This is a genomic window from Algoriphagus lacus (assembly GCF_003583985.1).
GTDB lineage: Bacteria > Bacteroidota > Bacteroidia > Cytophagales > Cyclobacteriaceae > Algoriphagus > Algoriphagus lacus.
Genome location: NZ_QXML01000001.1, coordinates 821,086 through 842,461, shown reverse-complemented (window position 1 = coordinate 842,461; position 21,376 = coordinate 821,086). Strand labels below are relative to the sequence as shown.

The window sequence follows — 21,376 nt, the reverse complement described above, 5'->3', positions numbered from 1 at the left end:
ACTTATTTTACCAAAAAATCCGAAACCAAGCTGACTGCTTCCTGAGAGGCGCGCTCAAAATCATCATTCAGGATCGTCACATCAAACTGAGGCTCAAAGGTCATCTCAAACTTGGCCTTGTAGAGTCGGCGGGAGAGCGATTCGGGAGTTTCGGTACCCCGGTCATTCAGGCGGGAAGCCAATACTTCCATCGAGGGCACTTTCACAAAAATAGCCAAGGCCTGAGGACCAAAATACTTTTTCAGCGCAAGTCCACCTTTGACATCGACGTCAAAAATTACAGCTTTGCCACTGTCCCAAATGCGTTGAACTTCTTCTTTGAGGGTGCCGTAAAAATTTCCCTCGTAGACTTCCTCCCATTCAACAAAGGCATCCTGATCGATTTTGGTTTTGAATTCTTCGATGCTTAAAAAGTAATAATCTCTGCCGTGCACTTCATGCCGTCCTCTTTTGTCACGGGTACAGGCCGAAATGGAGAAGCCCAGGTTGGGCACATGCTGGATCAAATGCTTAACAAGAGAGGTTTTTCCCGAACCGGATGGAGCGGAGAAAATAATGGCTTTACCCTGAATTTGGCTCATTTGCTTTCCTGAATCATCTGACGGATTGAATCAGCCAATTCTGTCGGGACGGGCTGCTTGGTGCACTTGGTCTTCAGCACTTCCCGAATCGCCTGCTCCAGGTGAAAATGCTCAAAGCAAGGCTGGCACTTGTCCAGTTTTTCCTTCAAAACTTCTTTTCCGTTTTCACCTAGGTCTCCGTCAAGAATACTTTCAAGCAGTTGAAAGCATCTGGTGACGTCATTGCACTGAAGCTTTCGCTCTCCGGATGATTGATTGTTTATTTCCATAAATACTCGATTTATTCCTCCTCTTCGTCCGTATTGTAACCCATTGACTGGGCATATCCTTTCAGTTTGTCTTTCAAAAGATTCCTGGCGCGGTGCAGCCTGGATCTCACCGTCCCGATTGGGATATCGAGGATTTTTGCCATTTCCTCATAGGTAAAGCCTTCCAAATCCGCCAAAATAATCACGGTTCGGAAGTCCACTGCCAGCGCATTGAGGGCATTGGAAATCTCGTCACCAAGCATATCCTTGACCGATTCGGCACGCAAATCAGTAGTGCTTTGATAGTCAACATCATCAGAGTTGTAGAAAGTTTCCACCTCCTGATAATCAACTTTCGCAGGTTGCTTACTTTTCTTACGGTACTCGTTGATGAAGCTGTTTTTGAGAATCCGGAATAGCCAAGCTTTGGCATTCGTTCCCTGCTCAAATGAATTGATGAAACGGAAAGCCTTCATGTACGTGTCTTGTACAAGATCTTTGGCATCGTCCTCGTCAAAAGTGAGTCGAAAAGCAAAATTGTACATGGAATCGATGTGGGGCATAAATTCCCCATCAAAGATGGCTGTTCTCTCTTCCTGAGTATATTTCCTTCGCTGTACTTCAGACATAAGGTTCAAAAGTAATCAATGCCCAATTTATAACCAGAATTTGAACCGAAAGTCCGGTGATTTAATTTATTTTGTTAATTCTAAAGCCCTCCTTTCGAGGCAAAATTCCCTCTCAACAGGTAATTGCTATGTTTTTCTTCAGGCTTTTGTCCTACTTGCCGCTTCCGGTTTTGTACTTGTTCTCCGATTTGATTTACCTGATAGCCCGCTTTGTGGTAGGCTACCGAAAAAAGGTGATTGACAAAAACCTGAAGTTTGCATTTCCCGACAAAACCGATTCTGAGCGAAAAAAGATCCGAAATCAATTCTATAGGAATTTTACGGATGCCTTTTTTGCAGAAACGCTCAAGATGCTGACCATCTCCGAAAAAGAACTCCGTCGACGGTTCGAGGTGGTCAATCAGGAAATCATAGATGCTGAAGTCCTCAAAGGAAAAAGTGCTCTTATGATGGCAGGGCATGTATTTAACTGGGAAATGGCCATTCTCGGGGTGGCAATGAACACCAAAGTAACAGCAGAGACGGTCTACCTAAAGCTTAACAATCCCTTTTTCAACAATCTCATGTTGGCTATCCGAACCCATTTCGGGGGAATCATGACCGAGAAAAGGGAGTTTCGAAAAAGCATGATTACCATGCGCAGTCAGCCCAGAATCGTGCATTTGGCCGCTGACCAACGGCCTCCAAAATCTGAAAATCGCTATCAGCGCGATTTTCTAAACCGTCCGGCATATTTCTTCGAAGGAGGAGAATTTATGGCGAAAAAAATGCAGCTTCCGGTATTCTTCGGGACGATGACAAAAGTCAAACGAGGACATTATCGCTTTGAATTTTCCAAAATCGCAGAGCCGCCGTTCGATACAGCGGAGCCTCACAGCATCACGGATGAATTTTGCCACAGGCTGGAAAACAACATCCGCCAACAACCGGATTTGTACCTTTGGAGTCATAAGAGATGGAAGGTCTAAAAAGCGATTAGGAATGCCACTCGCAAAATCCAAATTGCCAAAAAAACCTTATCCTGATATTTCCAAACTGTCATTTTCGGAATCAAAAGCTTCCTTTCCGACTGAATCAGAGTGAGAAATGCAAGCTCACTCTGAGGCAATAATCCTCCTATTCAACTTTCCAGTCTACAGTCTTTTTCCATAATATTTTCTTTCTTGTAGATACTTTGCATTATCAGGAATTACATTTCCTGACAAAGCCAAATCTTAATGTCTGGTCCGCTGTGAGGAAACAATTCAGAGGCCAACCAATCCACCTACGCTAATCCGAAAAAACCAACCTTAATGTTTTTTTTCAGGCTGTTGTCCTACCTCCCACTTCCGGCTTTGTACCTGATTACGGACTTCGTCTATTTGGTAGCACGGTTCATCGTCCGCTATCGCAAAAAAGTGATTGATGAAAACCTACTGCATGCCTTTCCTGAGAAATCGGAAAATGAGAGAAAAACAATCCGTAATAGGTTTTACAGAAATTTTACCGATTCGATAGCCGAGATCATTAAATCCCTGACAATCTCCAAAGAAGAATTATCACGAAGATTCACGATTACCAATCAGGAATTACTCGATCAGGAAGTGCAAAACGGGAAAAGTGTTTTGCTGCTGGCAGGGCATTTTTTCAATTGGGAATTGGGTCTACAGCGTGCCGCTTTGCTGAGTAAAGTCCCATCCGAAGGCGTTTATCTAAAGATCAACAATCCGTTTTTTGATAGACTGATGTATCAAATACGAACCCGGTTTGGAAATACGGTAACGGAAAAAAATGAATTCCGGGATACAGTAAAAACCTTGGATTCCCAACACAGAGTCGTCCAGCTCGCCGCGGATCAACGACCAAACAATCGAAATACCCGCTATCTGCGGAATTTCTTAAACCGTCCTGCCTATTTCTTTGAGGGCGCTGAACACATTGCAAAAAGTATGGATCTCCCCGTTTTCTTCGGGGAAATCACAAAAAAGGGAAGGGGAAATTACCAGGCAACCTATGAGTTAATCAGCAGGGGACCTTATGACTCCGATCTTCCCCATAGCATTACGGATGCATTCTGTGAAAGACTGGAAGAGAACATTCGAAATCAACCGGATTTGTACCTTTGGAGCCATAATCGCTGGAAAGTCTAAAATTGATATTCGCTTTTAAAGATGAATTGAAACTTCCCAAGCCAAAAAGTAATTAAGGTAGAGTTCAATCTTGGAAGTCAGGGATTCTAAACTGATCCCATGAAGTTCCTACCTGAAAATCACTTCCAATTAGAAAACTCAATACTCACTTGATTCTAACGTATTGATTCTTTTATCTTGAATCATGCATCCCGAGTCTAGATATTTAAATAATGGATTACCTCAAGGAACTCAATCCTCCCCAGTTACAAGCCGTTGAACATACTGACGGTCCGGTGATGATCATTGCCGGTGCAGGTTCGGGCAAAACCCGGGTTCTTACTTACCGGATCGCTCACCTGATCTATTCCAAAGGGATCGATCCATTCAATATTCTTTCCCTCACTTTTACCAACAAGGCTGCCGCGGAAATGAAACACCGCATTGAGACCCTTGTCGGACTTGAGGCCAGAAATACCTGGATGGGGACTTTTCACTCCATTTTTGCAAAAATCCTGCGCGTGGAATCCGACAAAATCGGCTATCCTTCCAACTTTACTATCTACGACACGGACGATTCCAAATCATTGATCCGGACTTTGGTCAAGGAAATGCGTCTGGATGATAAAGTGTATAAACCGAGCGTGGTCCTTTCCCGAATCTCCGGTGCCAAAAACCGTCTGATTTCCTGGCAAGCCTATCAGGACGATCCCTACGTCAAAGCAGATGATGAAGCCGCCATGAGACCACGGATGGGAGAAATTTACCAGCGATACCAGGAGCGTCTCTTCAAAGCCGGCGCCATGGACTTTGACGATTTGTTGTTCAATACCAACGTCCTGTTTCGCGATCACCTGGACGTGTTGAATAAGTACCAGCAACGGTTCAAATATGTAATGGTCGATGAGTTTCAGGACACGAACATATCCCAATACTTGATTACCAAAAAGCTCGCTTCCATGCATCAAAATATTTGCGTGGTGGGAGATGACGCTCAGAGTATTTATGCTTTCCGCGGAGCGGATATTCAGAATATCCTCAATTTCGAAAAAGACTATCCGGACCTTTTTGTGGTCAAACTGGAGCAAAACTACCGCTCCACCAAAACCATCGTCGAGGCTGCCAATTCCATCATTGATAAAAACAAAGCCCAGCTGAAAAAGCTGGTGTGGACCTCCAATCCAGACGGGGACCTGATCGAACTGATCAAAGCCACTTCAGACAATGAAGAAGGAAGAATTGTCGCAACGACAATTTTCGAGGAAAAAAACAACAAAAAGCTCAACAACAGCGACTTCGCCATCCTCTACCGCACCAACTCCCAATCCCGGGCGATGGAAGAAGCTCTGAGGAAAATGAACCTAACCTATAAAATCGTAGGAGGCCTCTCGTTCTACCAGCGAAAAGAAATCAAGGACTTGATGGCCTACCTGAGGTTTACGGTCAATCCTATGGATGAGGAAGCATTCAAGCGAATCATCAATTACCCCAAGCGGGGCATCGGTGACACCTCTGTCGAAAAAATCCTTGTTTCCGCTTATGAACACGACATCCCACTATGGGATGTGGTCCAGAATGCCCACAGTTTTTTAGGCGGAAAAGCGGGGAGTTCTGTGGATGATTTTTCGACAATGATCAAGTCTTTCCAGATCGAAGTGGAGCGAAAAGATGCTTTTGAGGCGGCAAGCACCGTCGCCAAGCAAAGTGGATTACTTCGGGAACTCTACGAAGACAAAACCATCGAAGGGCTCAACCGCTACGAAAACGTTCAGGAATTGCTCAACGCAATCAAGGAGTATGTGGACAACCCCGAAAATGAGGACAAAAGTCTCGGAGCATTCCTTCAGGAGATTGCCCTCCTCACTGACAACGATCAGGACAAAGACAAAACCGATGCCATCACCCTGATGACCATTCACGCTTCCAAAGGATTGGAGTTTAAGCAGGTGTTTGTGGTAGGGATGGAGGAAGATCTTTTCCCATCACAGATGATGATGCAAAGCCGTGAAGATCTGGAGGAAGAGCGGCGACTTTTCTATGTCGCCACCACCCGGGCCATGGACAAATTGTATCTGACCTATGCCTTGACACGATATCGGTTTGGTCGCTTGCTTAATTGCGAGCCGAGCCGCTTTCTGGAAGAAGTGGATCCCAATACGATCAAAGTGAACAAGCGCATGGCTTCGAAAGAAATGCCGGGAGCATTCCGAAAGGAAGGTCTTCCCGGAACCCAGGGCTTTATCGGTATCAAAAAACAAGCGGAATCCCGACAGCCCATCCAGCTGAAAATTCACACTCCTTCCCCGGATTTCAAACCCAGCAATACCAACAACCTCCAGCCGGAGCAATTGGTAGAGCATCCGAAATTCGGCTTTGGAAAAGTGCAAAAAATTGAAACAGAAGGGCTTAACAAAAAGGCCACCATCCAATTTGAGCATTTTGGGGAGAAAACATTATTGCTTAGCTTTGCCAAGCTCAGAATTATAGACTAATCACCTGCTTCCCTGTCCTTTGGTGATTTTTTGTTACCTTTTGTAAGGCAAAAAACGGGAAGCAACATGGAGCACACCGAACCTGAAAAACACAGACTTATTTTGAAAGAATACGGCAAAAACATTCAGCGCCTGGTCGATCACATCACTGGCATTGAAGACCGTGAAAAGCGCACCCAAAGTGCCTACACAGTCATTGAAATCATCAAGCAGCTCAATCCTTCCATGAAGCAGGAAAATGATCAGAAGCTGTGGGACGATATTTACATCATGTCTGATTTCAAACTCGATGTAGACGGCCCTTTCCCGATGCCGGAGAAAGAACTTCTGGGCAAAAAGCCGCTTCCTGTAGGCTATCCAAAAGGCGAAGTGAAATTCAAGCACTACGGCAGAAACATCGAAAAACTGATCGAAAAGGCCATCGAAATCGAAAATGACGAAGAACAGGAATCAGCTATCATCTACATCGGTCAGCTGATGCGGAGCTTTCACTCCACCTGGAACAGAGACAATTTCGATGACGGAATCATCCTGGATGACATCAAGACACTGTCCCGAGGAAAACTCCACATCGATCTGGAAAAAGTAAGGGAAAACGCCCTGTTCGAATCCAATACCCGTCGGGACTTCAAAATCCCACATATTGAGGAGGAGCATGCTCAGAAAAACAAGCGTCCTATTCAGCACAAAAAACACCGAAACAACGGCCACAATAAAAAACGCAGAAATTAATGGCATCTTTTCGAGTAACCGGGGGAACCCGATTAAAAGGTGAAATCATCCCTCAGGGAGCAAAAAACGAGGCACTTCAGATTCTTTGCGCTGTTCTGCTAACTCCCGAAAAAGTAACCGTCCATAAAATCCCAAACATCCGGGACGTCAACAAACTCATCGAATTGTTGGCTGATATGGGCGTAAAAGTCCAACAGCTAGGCCCCGAATCCTATTCTTTCCAGGCAGACGATGTCAACCTGGATTACTTGGAAACTGCTGATTTTCTCAACAAAGCCTCAGCACTTCGTGGTTCGGTGATGATCCTTGGCCCACTTTTGTCAAGGTTTGGGAAAGGAAAGCTTTCCAAGCCAGGCGGGGACAAAATCGGCCGTAGACGAATGGATACCCACTTTTTTGGGTTTCAAAAATTGGGAGCTCAATTTCATTACGATGCCAAAAACGAGATTTTCCACATTGATGGAAAGCACCTCAAAGGCACCTATATGCTTCTCGATGAAGCATCCGTAACCGGTACTGCCAACATCGTGATGGCTGCAGTTTTGGCTGAAGGCAAAACCACCATCTACAATGCCGCCTGCGAACCCTATCTGCAGCAACTCTGCGATATGCTCAACCGCATGGGAGCCAAAATCACCGGTGTAGGGTCTAATTTGCTAAACATCGAAGGGGTAAAAAACCTAGGCGGCACTGATCACACTATGCTGCCCGACATGATAGAGATAGGTTCATTTATCGGAATGGCTGCCATGACTCAGTCCGAAATCACGATTAAAGACTGTCAGATTCATCGGTTGGGAATCATCCCGGAGACATTCAGAAGAATGGGAATTCAGATGGAATTCCGTGGTGATGACATTTACATTCCGGCTCAGAAGCATTACGAGATCGAGACCTTTATTGACGGATCAATCCTGACAATTGCTGATCAGATTTGGCCGGGCTTTACCCCTGACTTGCTTTCCATCGTGTTGGTGACAGCCACTCAGGCAAAAGGTACAGTGTTGGTTCACCAGAAAATGTTCGAGTCCCGGCTTTTCTTTGTGGATAAACTGATTGACATGGGTGCTCAGATAATTCTTTGCGATCCTCATAGAGCAACAGTGATCGGGCTCGACCGAAAGTACCCACTTCGTGGCATCCGAATGACCTCTCCGGATATCCGGGCAGGTGTGGCATTGTTGATTGCCGCGATGTCCGCTACGGGCACATCAATCATTGACCACATCGAACAAATAGACCGAGGCTATCAAAACATCGATCAACGATTGAATGCCTTAGGGGCTCAAATCGAGCGATTGCCTTAACCAATTCCAGGGGAGCAATGGCTCCCTTTTCCTTTCCATTATCAACTCCCTTTAAGCTTTGCGCCAGGAAATCACTGTCCAGAGAAACCTTCCGGTCAACCTTAATCCAAAGGATCGCCATCTTTTTGAGTCTTCTTTGATGGCTACTTTCGAGCGCCTTTTTCCTGTTCATCTCAAGAATGCATGGGTACTTCAGGACACGGTTTTTTCTCCAGGAGAGTTGAAGTTTTATTCCAGCCATACCCACAATTCATTGTTGGGCTTCCCCCAATTTGCAAAACGGACTATCCTTTGTGCCACCAAAGCATGGAAAACCATTCCCAAAGGAATGTGGGTAATAGACGAATGGAGTGCAAATTACTTCCATTGGATGACCGATTGCCTGCCGAGAATTTGGGAAGGATTGGAAAGAGATCCTGCATGCCCGGTGATTCTACCGGAATCCTTCAAAAGTCTCAGCTATGTCACACAGACTTTGGGGTTACTGAAAATCAAAGTGGAATTTTATAAATCCAGAGAGAATCTTAGCGTGAAAACTTTAATTCTCACAGCGAGAACTGCTCCTTTTCCCCACTTTAATGTCCCTCTAGTTCAAAAAACAAGAGTAAAACTTGCAGTAAATCCTGTTCAGGATCCTTGGAAAAAAGTATTTATCAGCAGAAAACTTGCTACCAAAAGAAAAGCCCATAACGAACTCGAAGTAGAACTCCTTCTCCGCAAAAAAGGCTTTGAAATCGTGAATACCGAACAGTTGACCATCCAACAACAGATTCAATTGATGTCAGAAACGGAACTATTGGTCTGTCTGCATGGCGCGGCTTTGGCCAATATGATTTTTATGAAGGAAGGAATGAAAATTTTGGAACTTCGGAATATGAATGATTCGCTCACCCAATGCTACTTCAACCTCTCTTCTGCCTTGGGACTACAGTATTTTTACACGTTGAACAAAGGGGATTCCAAAAATACCATCATGACAAACTTCACCATTGATTTGAAAGCTTTGGAGGAGGCTTTGTTTTTATTAGAAATAGAAAAGGCCTAAAAAACCTCATTTTCCAAGCTCAATTCCCCATTTATCCAATTTTTTGGTATCTTCTTGGCCAAATAGCTCAACCCATTTTAACCTATGTCCAAGAAAAAACTCCGTAGCCAAGAATGGTACGGACGCACCGGCAAAGACGGAATTATCTACCGATCCTGGATGAAAAACCAGGGACTCCCTCATCATCTTTTCAATGGTGAAAAGCCTGTTATCGGTATCTGCAACACCTGGTCTGAACTTACGCCTTGTAATGCCCATTTTAGGGATTTAGCTGAAGCATTAAAAAGAGGAATCTGGGAAGCCGGTGGCTTTCCATTGGAATTCCCTGTGATGTCATTGGGCGAATGCTCGATCAAACCAACCGCCATGCTTTTTCGGAATCTCGCCTCCATGGACGTGGAAGAAAGCATCCGCGCCAATCCCATGGACGGTGTGGTCCTGATGTGCGGATGTGACAAGACCACTCCTTCATTGGTCATGGGTGCTGCTTCGGTCAACTTACCTACTTTAGTACTTTCCGGAGGACCTATGTTGATTGGTAGATTCCGGGGGAAAAAGATCGGAACCTCAGATATCTGGAGATTTGCGGAAGACTATAAGGTAGGCAAACTGACCCAGAAAGATATGATCGAGGTCGAGTCTTCCATGTCCAGATCTGTAGGCCATTGTGCACCGATGGGTACCGCATCTACGATGGCCGCTATGGTTGAAGCCTTGGGACTTGCCCTTCCGGACAATGCCACTATCCCTGCAGCTGATTCGAGAAGGAAAGTCTTAGCTCATCTGGCAGGCATGCGCATCGTTGAAATGGTCAAAGAAGACCTGACAATGGATAAAATATTGACCCGGAAAGCTTTCGAAAACTCCATTATGGTCAATGCAGCCATTGGAGGATCCACCAATTTCATCCTGCACCTGACTGCAATTGCAAAACGAATCGGAGTGGAACTTGACCTGACGGATTTTGACCACTTCTCCTCCAAGATACCTCTTATCGCCAATGTGCAACCCTCCGGAGAACATTGGGTAGAGGACCTGTTTTATGCCGGTGGACTTCCGGCTGTCATGCGGGAAATCCAAAAACACCTCCATACCGATTCCCTGACCGTCAACGGAAAAACTATCGGGGAAAACATCTCCAAGGCAGAATGCTGGGATAGAAACCTGATCGGAACCTTGGAAAACCCCATCAAACCTGAATCTGGAATCGCAGTCCTCAAAGGAAACCTTTGTCCCAATGGCGCAGTCCTTAAGCCATCGGCAGCCACTCCTAGTCTGCTGACCCATACCGGAAGAGCGGTCGTTTTTGAAAACATTGATGACTATAAGGCCAAAGTCGATGATCCCAATCTTGACATAGATGAGACCTGTGTCATGGTCATGAAAAACGTGGGACCCAAAGGGTACCCCGGGATGCCGGAAGTCGGCAATATGGGTCTTCCAAAAAAACTGCTGGAAAAAGGAGTCAAAGACATGGTTCGGATTTCTGACGGAAGAATGAGCGGAACCGGCTTTGGAACTGTTGTTTTGCACGTCTCTCCCGAGTCTGCTATTGGTGGCCCTCTGGCATTTGTTCAAAACGGAGACATGATTTCCCTTGATGTTCCCAATCGCAGCTTGAATCTTCTGATTTCTGAAGAAGAATTCGAAAAGCGCCGGGCCAACTTTGTACCTACCCAACTACCGTATGAGCGGGGTTATGTCAACTTGTTCCTTGACAAGGTAAATCAGGCACACGAGGGAGTGGACTTTGACTTCCTTCAAGGAAGTTCAGGCTCAGAGGTAAAAAGAGATTCGCATTGATTTGTTGAAATAAACCTGTCGGGTTCTGTAAACCTGACAGGTCTTTCCCCAAGAAAAATGAAAAACTCCAAAGTAGCCGTTATCACAGGGGCAGGCCAGGGAATTGGACTGGAAATCGCCCGTAAATTGCTGGACACAGGTTCTCATATCATCCTCAATGATCTTGAAACAAGCCTGACGGAAGAAGCTGTAGCTTCTCTATCCCGGATGGGAAAAGGGTCTGTATTAGGCTGCTCTGGCGATTCAGCTTCAGACGAAGTCATCTCCGAACTGTTGGACTTGGCCATGAAGCACTTTGGACGTGTAGACCAAGTAGTTGCCAATGCCGGAATCACACTCTTTGGAAATTTTCTGGACTATTCTAGAAGTGATTTCATGGAAGTAACGCGGGTGAATCAAGCTGGAACTTTCTTCCTTACCCAAGCCGCAGCACGAATCATGAAGGATCAGGAAAACGGAGGGGCCATCCTCCTCACTTCGTCAGTCACTGCCCACCAGAGCCATGAAAACCTCGCCGCCTATGCAATGAGCAAAGCGGCTATCGAGATGCTTGCAAAGAATCTGGTATTGGAACTTGCACCTTTTGGAATTCGAATCAACACCATTGCACCCGGAGCCACCCTGACTGAGCGAACCACCTCCGACCCGGCTTATGCCTCTACTTGGTCCAAACTCACCCCATTGGGACGCCCTGCTAATACTACCGATATCGCTGAAGCAGCAGCATTTCTACTTTCTGATGCTGCTCGCCACATTACCGGACAGACACTGATCGTGGACGGCGGTTGGACTTCCATTAGCCCATCACCCTATGCCTGAAAACCACCTAGTCGCCAACGATCTTCACTTTGTTTTAAAATCTCCTCCTCCATGGAAACTCAGCGGGGAGGGAATTATACTGGTTTTCAAATTCAAGAAAGATTGGGTTGAAAATTCCATTCACCTTCCCAACCATCTCAAAGGGAAATTCAAAGGGGGGCTGGGCTATGTAATGCTGGTCAATTATGAAAATTCTCCCGTGGGCCCTTACCATGAGCTATTGATTATTCCAGGGAAATTCCGAAAAACCAAAAAACAGGCCATCACCAAAATCTACGTGGATTCTGAAGCCAGCCAGATTAACGGTCGGACCAATTGGGGAATACCGAAAGAACTGCTTCCATTTAGCTGGATAAAGGAAGAAGGGAAAGACCTGATCCAAATCAAATCAGGTGATAAGACTGTATTCTCCGCTGAAATCACCCACGGAGGTTTTACATTTCCAGTGACCACTTCAGTACTACCAATTAGCCTTTGCCAAACTTGGAATAAGGTGAAATACTACACCAAACCGAGCGGATTTGGCTGGGGCAAGCTAGCCAAAATAAAAAACCTAGAATTGAATCCAGAGTTTTTCCCTGACATCAGCGGAATTAAGCCCCTTCTGGCAGTCAAAGTCAACCCGTTTAAAATCAAATTCCCGGAACCCACTTATGGGGATGAATTCATTTGAAAATAAACGGATCATCGTAACAGGTGCTGCCTCCGGAATCGGGTTGGAAATGGTCAGGCAACTAATCCCATTCACCAAGGAAATTCTGGCGGTAGACAATTCGGTGGAAAACCTGCAAAAACTCCAAAGTCAATTTCCTGAAGTGCGGCACTTACTGAAGGTAGATTTGAGCGAAAAAAGCGGAAACGAATTGATTTTGACTTGGGTGAAAACCCATTGGACTCACGTTGACTTTTGCTTCGCCAATGCCGGAAAGGCCATCTACTCCCCAGCCCTCTGCCAATCCGGAGAAGAATTGGAACGGCTGATTCAATTGAATCTCACCAGTCCGATTGATCTCGGGTTTGCTTTGTTGGACAAGGCTCCAAAAGGAAAATTTCGCCATGTAATCACCGCATCAGCCATGAGTTATTGGAGTTTGCCTGGCTATTCTGCTTACTCGGCCAGCAAAGCAGGCTTGCTTTCCTGGGCGGAGGCGGTTTGGGCAGAGAAAAAGGGAAATTGGTTAAGCCTGGCTTTCCCAATCGCCACCAAAACCAAGTTTTTCGATGCTGCCGGCAAAGGAATTCCTGCAGCATTTCCGATACAGAATCCGGATATTGTCTCAAGGAAAATCCTGCTTGGAGCAAGCATCGGAAAAAAGAAAATTTTTCCATCAAGGCTTTTTCGTTTGATGCTTACCTTGGACAGATTCTTACCGATAATCCGGCCAATCTATCTGGCAATAGAATATTCGAAGTACTCCAAGTGGCTTACCAAACATTCAAAAACCTGAACAGTTTCAATCACAACCTTTTCCATTCACTTATGAAAAACTACTTCTTCCTCCTCGCTTTAATTGGGTTAATCAGCTCCTGCCAGCAGAAGCCTGAACTGCCTGACACCCTACCTTTCAAAGTTGCCAAAGCTTACGGCTTTGAAAACTTCGATCAGGTAAACTCGATCTCCTATACCTGGAATGTACAGCGTGATTCAGTGAATGTCCTGTCCAGAGACTGGAAATGGAACATCAAGGACAGCACGGTATATTACTCAGGACCGGACACCACCTTCACCTACAGTTTAACCGCTGATTCCTTGCCAAAGCAGGACGGTGGCTTCATCAATGACAAATACTGGGCAATGATGCCTTTTCAATTGGCCTGGGATAAAGGTTACACCTTTGAGACCGTTGAAAATGTGACCTCTCCAATCAAAGGAACTCCCTCTACCAAGCTGACCATCGTGTATAATGCCGGTGAGCCACAATCTCCAGGAATGGGCTACACCCCAGGAGATGCCTATGACCTTTATCTTGATGAAAATTTGATGATCGTGGAGTGGGTTTTCCGAAGAGGAAACGGAGCCGAGGGCAGACCAATCACTTGGGAAACCGTCGAAACACACGGTCCATTGAAATTTGCCACCGAACATTACAATGCAGAAGGGAAGAAAACTCTTTGGATCTCCAATATCAAAGTAGAATAGCGCTCTATCCATTCCAAAATGATTTTCAAGCCGTGGGTATCCTTGCTCACGGCTTTTTTTTACTTTTAAAAATGCCTCTTCATCAAATTCATAAAACCACAATGAACCGCAGAAATTTCATCTACCAATCAGGAGCATTACTCGGTGCAGGAATGCTTGCCAATCCTTTTTCGGGCTTTTCCTATTCCGGAAAAAAGACCTGGACAGTCGGTGAAATCATAGATACGTTCATCGCCCAAGTGCCCAATGGACCTTTCGCCCAAACGGTGGATACAATCAAAATAGGCTCCCGGGATACTGTGGTGACCGGTGTGGTAACCACGATGTTTACTACTATGGGGATTATCCAAAAAGCCATCGAACTCAAGGCCAACTTGATTATTCCCCACGAACCCACTTTTTTCTCCGGGCAGGATGATACAGACTATTTGCAAAATGATCCGGTCTTCCGAGCTAAGTACGACCTGATGGAAAAGCATGGGATTACTCTTTGGAGAAACCACGACTACGTACACCGAATGCAGGATGATGGTGTACGCGTCGGTGTGGTGGGAGATCTGGGCTGGAATGCCTTTTACACTCCTGGAAGCCGGATCTTGAACATCCCCAAAACAGATCTTCGGGGCTTGATCAATCATATCAAAACCCGATTGGGAGTTCCTGCGATGCGATACGTCGGAGATTTGAATCAGTCCTGCAGCAAGGTGCTTTTACTTCCGGGTGCAGTTGGAAGCCGACTTCAAATCACCCAAATCATGGAACATCGTCCCGATGTGCTGGTCTGTGGTGAGTCCAACGAATGGGAAACTCCGGAATATGTGCGTGCCGCGAACGAGATCGGGATGAAGCTGTCGATGATCGAGATCGGTCACTCAGCAAGTGAAGAAGGTGGATCCGAGTTTGTCAAAAACTGGCTCAATCAAAACATGCCCGACATACCTGTTCACCATATTCCCTCCGGCAACTCGCTTCAGATATTCTAAATAAAAAAGGCCAGTTTCTCAAACTGGCCTTTGGTCTTTTAATCAGATAATTAGTTGTTTTTTTCAAATGTCTTCTCAACATTATCCTTGAGCTTTTGCCATTCGTTTTCAATATCCCGGGTCGTTTTGTTTACTCCGGATTTGATGTCATCCCAGGTATTTTCAGTGGCTTTTTCGACATCATCAAGCGCTTTTTCCAGGTCAGACTTTTCGGCTCGGAGTTCCTTTTGCATTTCTTCAATTTCAGCTTTTGCATCTGCATTAGCCTCGGCCTTTTTCTCCTCCAACTCTTTGATCTTCTGGTCGACTTCGGCCTCTAAATCTTTGAGTTCTTGCTTAAGCTTATCCCGCTCCTTTTCAAAGTCAATGTTGACTTCGATGATTTGCTCGTCTGAATCTGCTTTCTTATTCTGGTCACAAGACATCGCGGTCATTCCTAAAAATGCCATTCCGATGAAGGCTGCTACTTTAGTTTTCATAGTTTGATCGAGTTAGGTTGTGTAATCGTTAACGTTACTTTTGAGCGCTAGTCTAACAAATTCATTTTTTATTTGATTCAAGACCTCACTTAAAGTAAAGTCTTGCTTAAATTCTTTTAATCGCCAATTATCCAGCTAAAAGTAACCCCTCGCTGATGAAGTGACTATTACAAACTCCAGGTATTACCCACCTCTGACAATGGCATGCAGCCTCTGAATTCTCCCGGAATCGGATCGTAGCTAAGGACATTTTTTCCGATTTCCTCCGAACTGAAATACGCCCAAAGGACGGTGGATTTCAAGCTGCGATAAAACCCGACAGGTTCCTGCGGTCCTACCCCAGTTCCCCAAACCTTAGGCGCAAACTTTGGTGAATTGGCCTCCTGGTCCTTGAAACAGGCAGTTTTGTCCTCCTGACTCAACTCGGCAAAGACTTTCCCAAACTTAGCCTTACAGTCAGCATTGAATTTCTCGATATCAGCTACCACCTGCTTTTGTGCTGCTTCGTCGTAAGTTTTGGAATACATCAGGTCGATAAAAACATCCGCCTTTACGTCCAAGCCTCCGGGAGTTTCGGTTTTGGGTAACAGAAAATCCACAAAAGCAGAAATGAATCTAGCCTGATCTTCATTCAAAAACTGAGGCGTCCAAGTCACGCGGTCAGTCTGTGCACAAGCCTGAAGCAAGCTGAGCAAAGTCGGGGTTCCGGCGGCAGCTCCAAATGCCAATGCCGTTTTTTTGAGTGCGTCGCGTCTGTTCATGGCTTAAAGGTTCATTTTTTTAAGTTCGGATACGGCATGATTGGCAGCTCTGGCGGTAAGTGCCATGTAAGTCAAAGAAGGATTGACACAGGAAGAAGACGTCATGCAAGCACCATCGGTGACAAAGACATTGGCGCAGCCGTGAACCTGATTGGTGCCGTTGAGTACGGAGGTTTTTGGATCTCGACCCATTCGGGCGGTACCCATCTCATGGATTCCGAAGCCCATCTCATGCTTGTTGTCAAACTCCATAATATCTTTCAAACCCGCACGCTCCAACATTTCTTTGGCATCCTTTCGGGCCTGATCGTTGAGTGCAAGTTCGTTGGCTTTCCACTCGGCATCAATGGATAGCGTAGGCTGTCCCCATTTATCCAAGACCTCCTTGTTGAGGTAGACTTGGTTTTCATGATATGGGAGACATTCAGAAAAACCCGTGATGAAAAACTCCCAAGGTCCAGGCTTCATGAGTCCATCTTTGAAATTTCCTCCAAAATCTTCCTGATTGCTTCCTGCACCCCAGCCTGCTCGCCCTCCCCCTCCTTGGAATCCAAAGCCCCTGACAAAATTGTCGGATTGCGGGCCGTCTTTGAGATTCACATAGCGAGGGATATAAATTCCGTTTGGTCTGCGGCCTTTGTAGTATTGATCCTCAAATCCATCCACCGTTCCCATGGCACCCACACGATAGGTGTGATCCATCAGGTTGTGCCCGAGTTCGCCGCTGTCATTTCCCATTCCGTTTGGAAACCGATTGGAAGTAGAATTGAGCAAAATCTGCGTAGTGCTCAGGGTCGAGGCATTTACAAAAACTATTTTGGCTGTGTAGACAATCTCTTCACTTGTCTCCGCATCAATGATGCGGACGCCTGAAGCTTTACCTTTTTTCTCATCATAGACCACAGACTGAACAATGGAAAAAGGTCGGATCGTGAGATTTCCTGTGGCGTGGGCGGCTGGCAAAGTCACTGCATTGGAGCTAAAGTAAGCTCCATAAGGACAGCCCCGATCGCAGCGGTTGCGGTACTGGCATTTGCCCCGGCCATTGAGCGGCTCTGTCAGATGCGCCACCCGACCGATGATCATATTTCGACCTTTGAAGTCCTTTTCGATACGCTCCTTCACGTGCTTTTCCACACAGTTTAATTCCATGGGAGGTAAAAAGTGGGAATCCGGTAATTGCGGAAGTCCCAGCGCTTCTCCACTGATTCCTGCAAATTTTTCGACATGGGTATACCAAGATTCCAAGTCTTTATACCGGATCGGCCAATCCACTCCATGCCCGTCTTTGGCATTGGCTTCAAAATCGAGGTCGGACCAGCGATAAGTTTGCTTACCCCAGAGGAGAGAGCGCCCACCCATCTGATGCGCACGCACCCACAGGAATGGCTTGACTTCGGTGTAGGGATTTTCGAGGTCATTGGCGTGAAAATGCTCATTCATAGCGCCAATGAATCCGGATCGACCGCCTTTGGGATGCTTGGCCTTTTGCTCAGGGGTGAGCCCTCCACGGAGTTCGTGCTCCCAGGGATCAAGGGTCATGGTAGGATAATCCACTACATGCTCCACGATGCGTCCCCGTTCAAGGACAAGAGTTTTAAGTCCGGCTTCGCAAAGCTCCTTTGCCGCCCAGCCTCCACTTATTCCCGAACCGATGACGATGGCGTCGTAGGTCAGGTTTTTGTCGGCGTCGATGTTAAAATTGGCCATTTACAATAGGTTTATAGAGGATTTAATATTAAGGAAAAAATGCAGGAAATGCAGGTCGGCTATTATGTCCCATCTCAAAATTAAAAATCCAAAATTGAATTTGGGATTTTCACAGAACGTGTCTGCCGACCGAAGGCAGACCAGAATTCAATTACAGGTTTCTACATCACAGTAGGTAGTTGAGAGGGGAAAGGCCCAATCTTAAACTTCTATTTTTTTAATAAATCATGAGTGATTAAAACCCGAACCTTGCCCTCGCTCACTTTTTCGCCTATTTTACCCCCATGAAAAAAATCACCCTGATCTTGATTCTGGCGGTGTCCCCGCTTTTCTCATTTGCGCAGCAAAAACTCAACAAAGACGAACAAAAACTCCTTGAACTGATCGATAAAAACTACAAAGAGACCTTAGCTCTATTAGAGGAAGTCATCAACATCAACTCCGGTTCACTCAATAAAGAAGGCGTGCGGGAAGTCGGTCGGATCTTCGAACGGGAATTCCAAAAAATCGGTTTCCAAACGGAATGGATCGAGCTCCCTGCCGAGGTCAACCGCGCCGGGCATTTTGTAGCCACGCGAAAAGGAAACAAGGGCAAAAAACTTTTCCTGATCGGGCATTTGGATACGGTTTTTGAAAAGGACATGCCTTTCACCCCGTTCACTTACCTCAATGACACCACTGCCACAGGCCAAGGCGCTAACGACATGAAGGGTGGTGATGTGCTGGTTTTGGCCAGTCTGAAAGCCCTCAACGAACTCGGACTTTTGGAAGATCGCACAATCACTGTTTATTTCAACGGGGATGAGGAAAGCTCCGGCAACGCAGAACTTTCCAGAAAGGACTTTATCGAGCGGGCCAAGCAGCACGACATCGCTTTGGGATATGAGACCGCCCAAGGGTTCAGCACGGCAACCGTAGCCCGACGAGGTGCCGGAGGTTGGACACTGAAAACCAGCGGAAAGCAGGGACATTCCAGTGGAGTTTTTGGTCAAAATGCAGGTTATGGAGCGATTTATGAAGCTGCGAGGATTTTGAATGAATTCCGGGAGGCTTTGGCTGGTGAAAAGTACCTGACTTTCAATCCGGGTCAGTTTATCGGAGGTTCGGATGTAAGCTTGGATCAAATCAGTGGCTCAGGAACAGCTCTCGGAAAGACCAATATCGTAGCCAGAGAAGCCATTGTGACTGGGGACCTGAGGTTTTTAGGAGAAGCCCAGAAAGAAGCTGCCCGAACTAAAATGCGGGAAATCGTAGCCAAAAACCTCCACCAAACTGACGCCGAAATTACCTTTTACGACTACATCCCTTCCATGGAACCCACCGAAGGAAATTATGCCTTGGCGGAATTCTTAAGCCAAGTCAGCCAAGACTTGGGCTATGGGGCGGTAAAGCCCGGTGACCCAGGAAGCCGAGGCGCGGGAGATATCTCTTTTGTAGCGGAATTTATGGATTGTTTGGACGGACTGGGGGCTTCAGGGTCGGGTGCGCATGCTCCCGGCGAAACGATAAACATGAAGCAATTCCCTGATTTGATCAAACGTAATACAGTTTTACTTTACCGACTGACCCGATAACCTGATATTATGAAGAAACTATTAACCGTGGCGGTTTTGGCGGCGGCAGCTTTTTCCTGCCAAAATCCGGAACCCCAAGAATCCGAACCTATGAAACCCCAAAAAATAGTCGTTTATCAGGTTTTTACCCGTCTTTTTGGCAATACGAATACCACAAATAAACCTTGGGGCACCAAGGAAGAAAACGGAGTCGGGAAGTTCAACGACTTCACGGATACCGCATTGGAGGAAATCAAAAAGTTGGGCGTATCCCACATTTGGTACACGGGTGTGCCTCATCATGGAGTGATCGGAGATTTTCCGGAGATTGGCGTAAGTTCAGACGATCCGGATGTAATCAAAGGCCGTGCGGGCTCGCCATATGCCGTGCGGGATTATTACCAAGTCAATCCTGACTTGGCTGTGGATGTAACCAAACGGATGGAGGAGTTTGAAGCTTTGATCGCCCGCACCCACAAGCACGGGATGAAAGTAATCATTGACATCGTTCCCAATCATGTGTCCCGTTTTTATGAAGGGAAAAACAATCCTGCCGGAGTTCGGGATTTTGGTGCCGACGATGACAAAACGGTCGAATACACCAAAAACAACAACTTCTACTATATCCAGGGAAAGGCCTTTTCAGTTCCGGAACCCAAAAATGGCTATCAACCACTTGGAGGGGAAAAGCATCAGTTGGCCGACGGAAAATTTGATGAAAATCCAGCCAAATGGACCGGTAACGGCTCCCGATTGGCAAAGCCGGATTTCAACGACTGGTACGAGACGGTCAAGATCAATTACGGAGTGAGTCCGGATGGGAAAAAAGATTTTGACGAATTACCTGCCGGAGCCGATTCCTTAGACTGGAAGGCTCATTATGAGTTCTGGAAAGGAAAAGAGGTGCCCGATTCCTGGAAGAAATTCAAGGACATTACCCAGTTTTGGCTGGGAAAAGGCGTAGACGGATTCAGATTCGACATGGCCGAAATGGTGCCGGTGGAGTTTTGGTCTTACCTTAATTCCCACATCAAGATGGCCAATTCAGAAGCTTTCTTATTGGCGGAAGTTTACAACCCGAGTTTGTATCGAGATTACATTCACAAGGGAAAAATGGATTACCTCTACGACAAGGTGGAGCTTTATGATACTCTGAAGCATATCATCCAAGGTCATGGATCTACAGATAATCTGGTGCCGATTTTGGCAGGCCTGAAAGACATCGAGCACCACATGCTGCACTTCCTTGAAAACCATGACGAGCAACGGATAGCCAGTACGGAGTTTGCCGGGAATCCCTGGAAAGCCATGCCTGCAATGGTCTTATCGGCGACGGTCTCTACTTCTCCAACCATGATTTATTTTGGACAGGAAGTGGGCGAACCCGGAGCGGAACTGGCAGGTTTTGGACAGCCAAGCCGCACCTCTATCTTCGACTACATTGGGGTACCTCAGCATCAGAAGTGGATGAATGGAGGAAAATTTGATGGAGGACAGCTCCCCGAGAATGAAAAAGCGCTGAGAAATTATTATTCTGAGGTCCTGAACTTTACCCGAAACAGTCCGGCGCTGATGGGAGAATATTTGGATCTTCACACCTTCAACCGCAAACAAAATCCAAAATATCACAACAAAGCCTTCGCTTTTGCCCGCTGGGATGAAAGCCAAAAGCTGATCGTAGTGACCAATTTCGATGCCCTACAGCCGATCAAAACCACACTGAAACTCTCTCCAGAACTAATTAAAGCCTGGAAGTTGGAAAAAGGCGATCGGGAAATCCAGGAAGTCATGTTTGGGAAGAAAAAAACCATGCTTCGTATAACGGATCAAGGAGCAGAGATCGATTTGGACTTCGGACCTTGGGAGTCGGCGGTATTTGAGATTGGAGGGTAGGAAGTAAGGAAGTATGGAGGTTCGGAGGTTTGGAAGAAGTGAAGCCGATTGAATTTTTCTCAATTTCCAAACTTGGAAAACTTAGAATTATAG

20 protein-coding genes are annotated in these 21,376 nt (G+C 46.1%); 14 read left to right on the top strand and 6 right to left on the bottom strand.

Going from position 1 to position 21,376, the window contains the following annotated elements; all coding sequences use genetic code 11:
- Positions 1–2 precede the first annotated feature (2 nt).
- The 3 genes from gmk to D0X99_RS03590 are packed head-to-tail and all read right to left on the bottom strand — an operon-like array spanning position 3 to position 1,458.
- Positions 3–581: a guanylate kinase gene (gene gmk, locus D0X99_RS03600; protein ID WP_119476258.1), complete on the bottom strand. Its 579-nt coding sequence runs from the start codon at positions 579–581 to the stop codon at positions 3–5.
- On the bottom strand, positions 578–850 hold the full coding sequence (locus tag D0X99_RS03595) for a mycothiol system anti-sigma-R factor (RefSeq protein WP_119476257.1): 273 nt from the start codon (positions 848–850) through the stop codon (positions 578–580). Before D0X99_RS03595 ends, gmk begins: the two co-directional genes overlap by 4 nt.
- An 11-nt stretch (positions 851–861) precedes the next feature.
- Positions 862–1,458 carry a sigma-70 family RNA polymerase sigma factor gene (locus D0X99_RS03590; protein ID WP_119476256.1) on the bottom strand — a complete coding sequence of 199 codons (597 nt, stop codon included), beginning with the start codon at positions 1,456–1,458 and terminating at the stop codon, positions 862–864.
- Positions 1,459–1,586: 128 nt separating this feature from the next.
- Here D0X99_RS03590 and D0X99_RS03585 point away from each other — a divergent pair, with 128 nt between their 5' ends.
- From D0X99_RS03585 to D0X99_RS03530, 12 genes are all read left to right on the top strand, one after another.
- Positions 1,587–2,426, top strand: coding sequence for a lysophospholipid acyltransferase family protein (locus D0X99_RS03585; RefSeq protein WP_119476255.1), 840 nt, complete (start codon positions 1,587–1,589; stop codon positions 2,424–2,426).
- 324 nt (positions 2,427–2,750) lie between these two features.
- Positions 2,751–3,587 (top strand): lysophospholipid acyltransferase family protein, encoded by an 837-nt coding sequence (locus D0X99_RS03580; RefSeq protein ID WP_119476254.1) that lies wholly within the window; start codon positions 2,751–2,753, stop codon positions 3,585–3,587.
- A 212-nt stretch (positions 3,588–3,799) separates the two neighbouring features.
- Positions 3,800–6,058 carry an ATP-dependent helicase gene (locus D0X99_RS03575; RefSeq protein ID WP_119476253.1) on the top strand — a complete coding sequence of 753 codons (2,259 nt, stop codon included), beginning with the start codon at positions 3,800–3,802 and terminating at the stop codon, positions 6,056–6,058.
- A gap of 66 nt (positions 6,059–6,124) precedes the next feature.
- A complete protein-coding gene (locus tag D0X99_RS03570; protein WP_119476252.1) occupies positions 6,125–6,790 on the top strand; it encodes a DUF4290 domain-containing protein in 666 nt (221 codons plus the stop codon).
- The gene (gene murA / locus D0X99_RS03565) at positions 6,790–8,097 is read left to right on the top strand and encodes a UDP-N-acetylglucosamine 1-carboxyvinyltransferase (RefSeq protein WP_119476251.1); all 1,308 of its coding nucleotides are present in this window, start codon (positions 6,790–6,792) and stop codon (positions 8,095–8,097) included. Before D0X99_RS03570 ends, murA begins: the two co-directional genes overlap by 1 nt.
- A 58-nt stretch (positions 8,098–8,155) precedes the next feature.
- Positions 8,156–9,142, top strand: a complete 987-nt coding sequence (locus D0X99_RS03560) for a glycosyltransferase family 61 protein (RefSeq protein WP_119476250.1) — start codon at positions 8,156–8,158, stop codon at positions 9,140–9,142.
- A gap of 84 nt (positions 9,143–9,226) precedes the next feature.
- Positions 9,227–10,945: an IlvD/Edd family dehydratase gene (locus D0X99_RS03555; RefSeq protein WP_119476249.1), complete on the top strand. Its 1,719-nt coding sequence runs from the start codon at positions 9,227–9,229 to the stop codon at positions 10,943–10,945.
- A gap of 57 nt (positions 10,946–11,002) precedes the next feature.
- A complete protein-coding gene (locus D0X99_RS03550; protein WP_119476248.1) occupies positions 11,003–11,764 on the top strand; it encodes an SDR family NAD(P)-dependent oxidoreductase in 762 nt (253 codons plus the stop codon).
- Positions 11,757–12,437, top strand: a complete 681-nt coding sequence (locus tag D0X99_RS03545) for an acetoacetate decarboxylase family protein (protein WP_119476247.1) — start codon at positions 11,757–11,759, stop codon at positions 12,435–12,437. The genes D0X99_RS03550 and D0X99_RS03545 overlap by 8 nt, the downstream gene beginning before the upstream one ends.
- Positions 12,424–13,212, top strand: coding sequence for an SDR family NAD(P)-dependent oxidoreductase (locus D0X99_RS03540; protein ID WP_158587673.1), 789 nt, complete (start codon positions 12,424–12,426; stop codon positions 13,210–13,212). The genes D0X99_RS03545 and D0X99_RS03540 overlap by 14 nt, the downstream gene beginning before the upstream one ends.
- A 32-nt stretch (positions 13,213–13,244) precedes the next feature.
- Complete coding sequence (locus tag D0X99_RS03535; protein WP_119476245.1) at positions 13,245–13,904, top strand: hypothetical protein; 660 nt, start codon at positions 13,245–13,247, stop codon at positions 13,902–13,904.
- 101 nt (positions 13,905–14,005) lie between these two features.
- Positions 14,006–14,887 carry a Nif3-like dinuclear metal center hexameric protein gene (locus D0X99_RS03530; RefSeq protein WP_119476405.1) on the top strand — a complete coding sequence of 294 codons (882 nt, stop codon included), beginning with the start codon at positions 14,006–14,008 and terminating at the stop codon, positions 14,885–14,887.
- Between the two features lie 50 nt (positions 14,888–14,937).
- Here the strand turns inward: D0X99_RS03530 and D0X99_RS03525 are convergent, their stop codons facing one another.
- The 3 genes from D0X99_RS03525 to D0X99_RS03515 form a co-directional block, all read right to left on the bottom strand.
- Positions 14,938–15,366, bottom strand: a complete 429-nt coding sequence (locus D0X99_RS03525) for a sll1863 family stress response protein (RefSeq protein WP_119476244.1) — start codon at positions 15,364–15,366, stop codon at positions 14,938–14,940.
- Between the two features lie 167 nt (positions 15,367–15,533).
- Entirely contained in the window at positions 15,534–16,127 is a 594-nt protein-coding gene (locus tag D0X99_RS03520) for a gluconate 2-dehydrogenase subunit 3 family protein (protein ID WP_119476243.1), read from the bottom strand.
- A gap of 3 nt (positions 16,128–16,130) precedes the next feature.
- A complete protein-coding gene (locus tag D0X99_RS03515) occupies positions 16,131–17,837 on the bottom strand; it encodes a GMC oxidoreductase (RefSeq protein WP_119476242.1) in 1,707 nt (568 codons plus the stop codon).
- Between the two features lie 284 nt (positions 17,838–18,121).
- Between D0X99_RS03515 and D0X99_RS03510 the strand changes: the two genes are divergently transcribed.
- Both D0X99_RS03510 and D0X99_RS03505 read left to right on the top strand, forming a co-directional pair.
- Positions 18,122–19,411 (top strand): M20/M25/M40 family metallo-hydrolase, encoded by a 1,290-nt coding sequence (locus tag D0X99_RS03510; RefSeq protein ID WP_119476241.1) that lies wholly within the window; start codon positions 18,122–18,124, stop codon positions 19,409–19,411.
- 9 nt (positions 19,412–19,420) lie between these two features.
- Entirely contained in the window at positions 19,421–21,283 is a 1,863-nt protein-coding gene (locus D0X99_RS03505) for an alpha-amylase family protein (protein ID WP_119476240.1), read from the top strand.
- The last annotated feature ends 93 nt before the right edge of the window (positions 21,284–21,376 follow it).

Excerpts from the sequence above, each read along its gene's own strand:
- D0X99_RS03575 (WP_119476253.1), top strand. The coding sequence starts at position 3,800 with ATGGATTACCTCAAGGAACTCAATCCTCCCCAGTTACAAGCCGTTGAA.
- D0X99_RS03545 (WP_119476247.1), top strand. The coding sequence starts at position 11,757 with ATGCCTGAAAACCACCTAGTCGCCAACGATCTTCACTTTGTTTTAAAA.
- D0X99_RS03540 (WP_158587673.1), top strand. The coding sequence starts at position 12,424 with ATGAATTCATTTGAAAATAAACGGATCATCGTAACAGGTGCTGCCTCC.
- murA (WP_119476251.1), top strand. The coding sequence starts at position 6,790 with ATGGCATCTTTTCGAGTAACCGGGGGAACCCGATTAAAAGGTGAAATC.
- D0X99_RS03555 (WP_119476249.1), top strand. The coding sequence starts at position 9,227 with ATGTCCAAGAAAAAACTCCGTAGCCAAGAATGGTACGGACGCACCGGC.
- D0X99_RS03525 (WP_119476244.1), bottom strand. The coding sequence starts at position 15,366 with ATGAAAACTAAAGTAGCAGCCTTCATCGGAATGGCATTTTTAGGAATG.
- D0X99_RS03550 (WP_119476248.1), top strand. The coding sequence starts at position 11,003 with ATGAAAAACTCCAAAGTAGCCGTTATCACAGGGGCAGGCCAGGGAATT.
- D0X99_RS03585 (WP_119476255.1), top strand. The coding sequence starts at position 1,587 with ATGTTTTTCTTCAGGCTTTTGTCCTACTTGCCGCTTCCGGTTTTGTAC.
- D0X99_RS03590 (WP_119476256.1), bottom strand. The coding sequence starts at position 1,458 with ATGTCTGAAGTACAGCGAAGGAAATATACTCAGGAAGAGAGAACAGCC.
- D0X99_RS03595 (WP_119476257.1), bottom strand. The coding sequence starts at position 850 with ATGGAAATAAACAATCAATCATCCGGAGAGCGAAAGCTTCAGTGCAAT.
- D0X99_RS03530 (WP_119476405.1), top strand. The coding sequence starts at position 14,006 with ATGAACCGCAGAAATTTCATCTACCAATCAGGAGCATTACTCGGTGCA.
- D0X99_RS03535 (WP_119476245.1), top strand. The coding sequence starts at position 13,245 with ATGAAAAACTACTTCTTCCTCCTCGCTTTAATTGGGTTAATCAGCTCC.
- D0X99_RS03505 (WP_119476240.1), top strand. The coding sequence starts at position 19,421 with ATGAAGAAACTATTAACCGTGGCGGTTTTGGCGGCGGCAGCTTTTTCC.
- gmk (WP_119476258.1), bottom strand. The coding sequence starts at position 581 with ATGAGCCAAATTCAGGGTAAAGCCATTATTTTCTCCGCTCCATCCGGT.
- D0X99_RS03515 (WP_119476242.1), bottom strand. The coding sequence starts at position 17,837 with ATGGCCAATTTTAACATCGACGCCGACAAAAACCTGACCTACGACGCC.
- D0X99_RS03570 (WP_119476252.1), top strand. The coding sequence starts at position 6,125 with ATGGAGCACACCGAACCTGAAAAACACAGACTTATTTTGAAAGAATAC.
- D0X99_RS03520 (WP_119476243.1), bottom strand. The coding sequence starts at position 16,127 with ATGAACAGACGCGACGCACTCAAAAAAACGGCATTGGCATTTGGAGCT.
- D0X99_RS03510 (WP_119476241.1), top strand. The coding sequence starts at position 18,122 with ATGAAAAAAATCACCCTGATCTTGATTCTGGCGGTGTCCCCGCTTTTC.
- D0X99_RS03580 (WP_119476254.1), top strand. The coding sequence starts at position 2,751 with ATGTTTTTTTTCAGGCTGTTGTCCTACCTCCCACTTCCGGCTTTGTAC.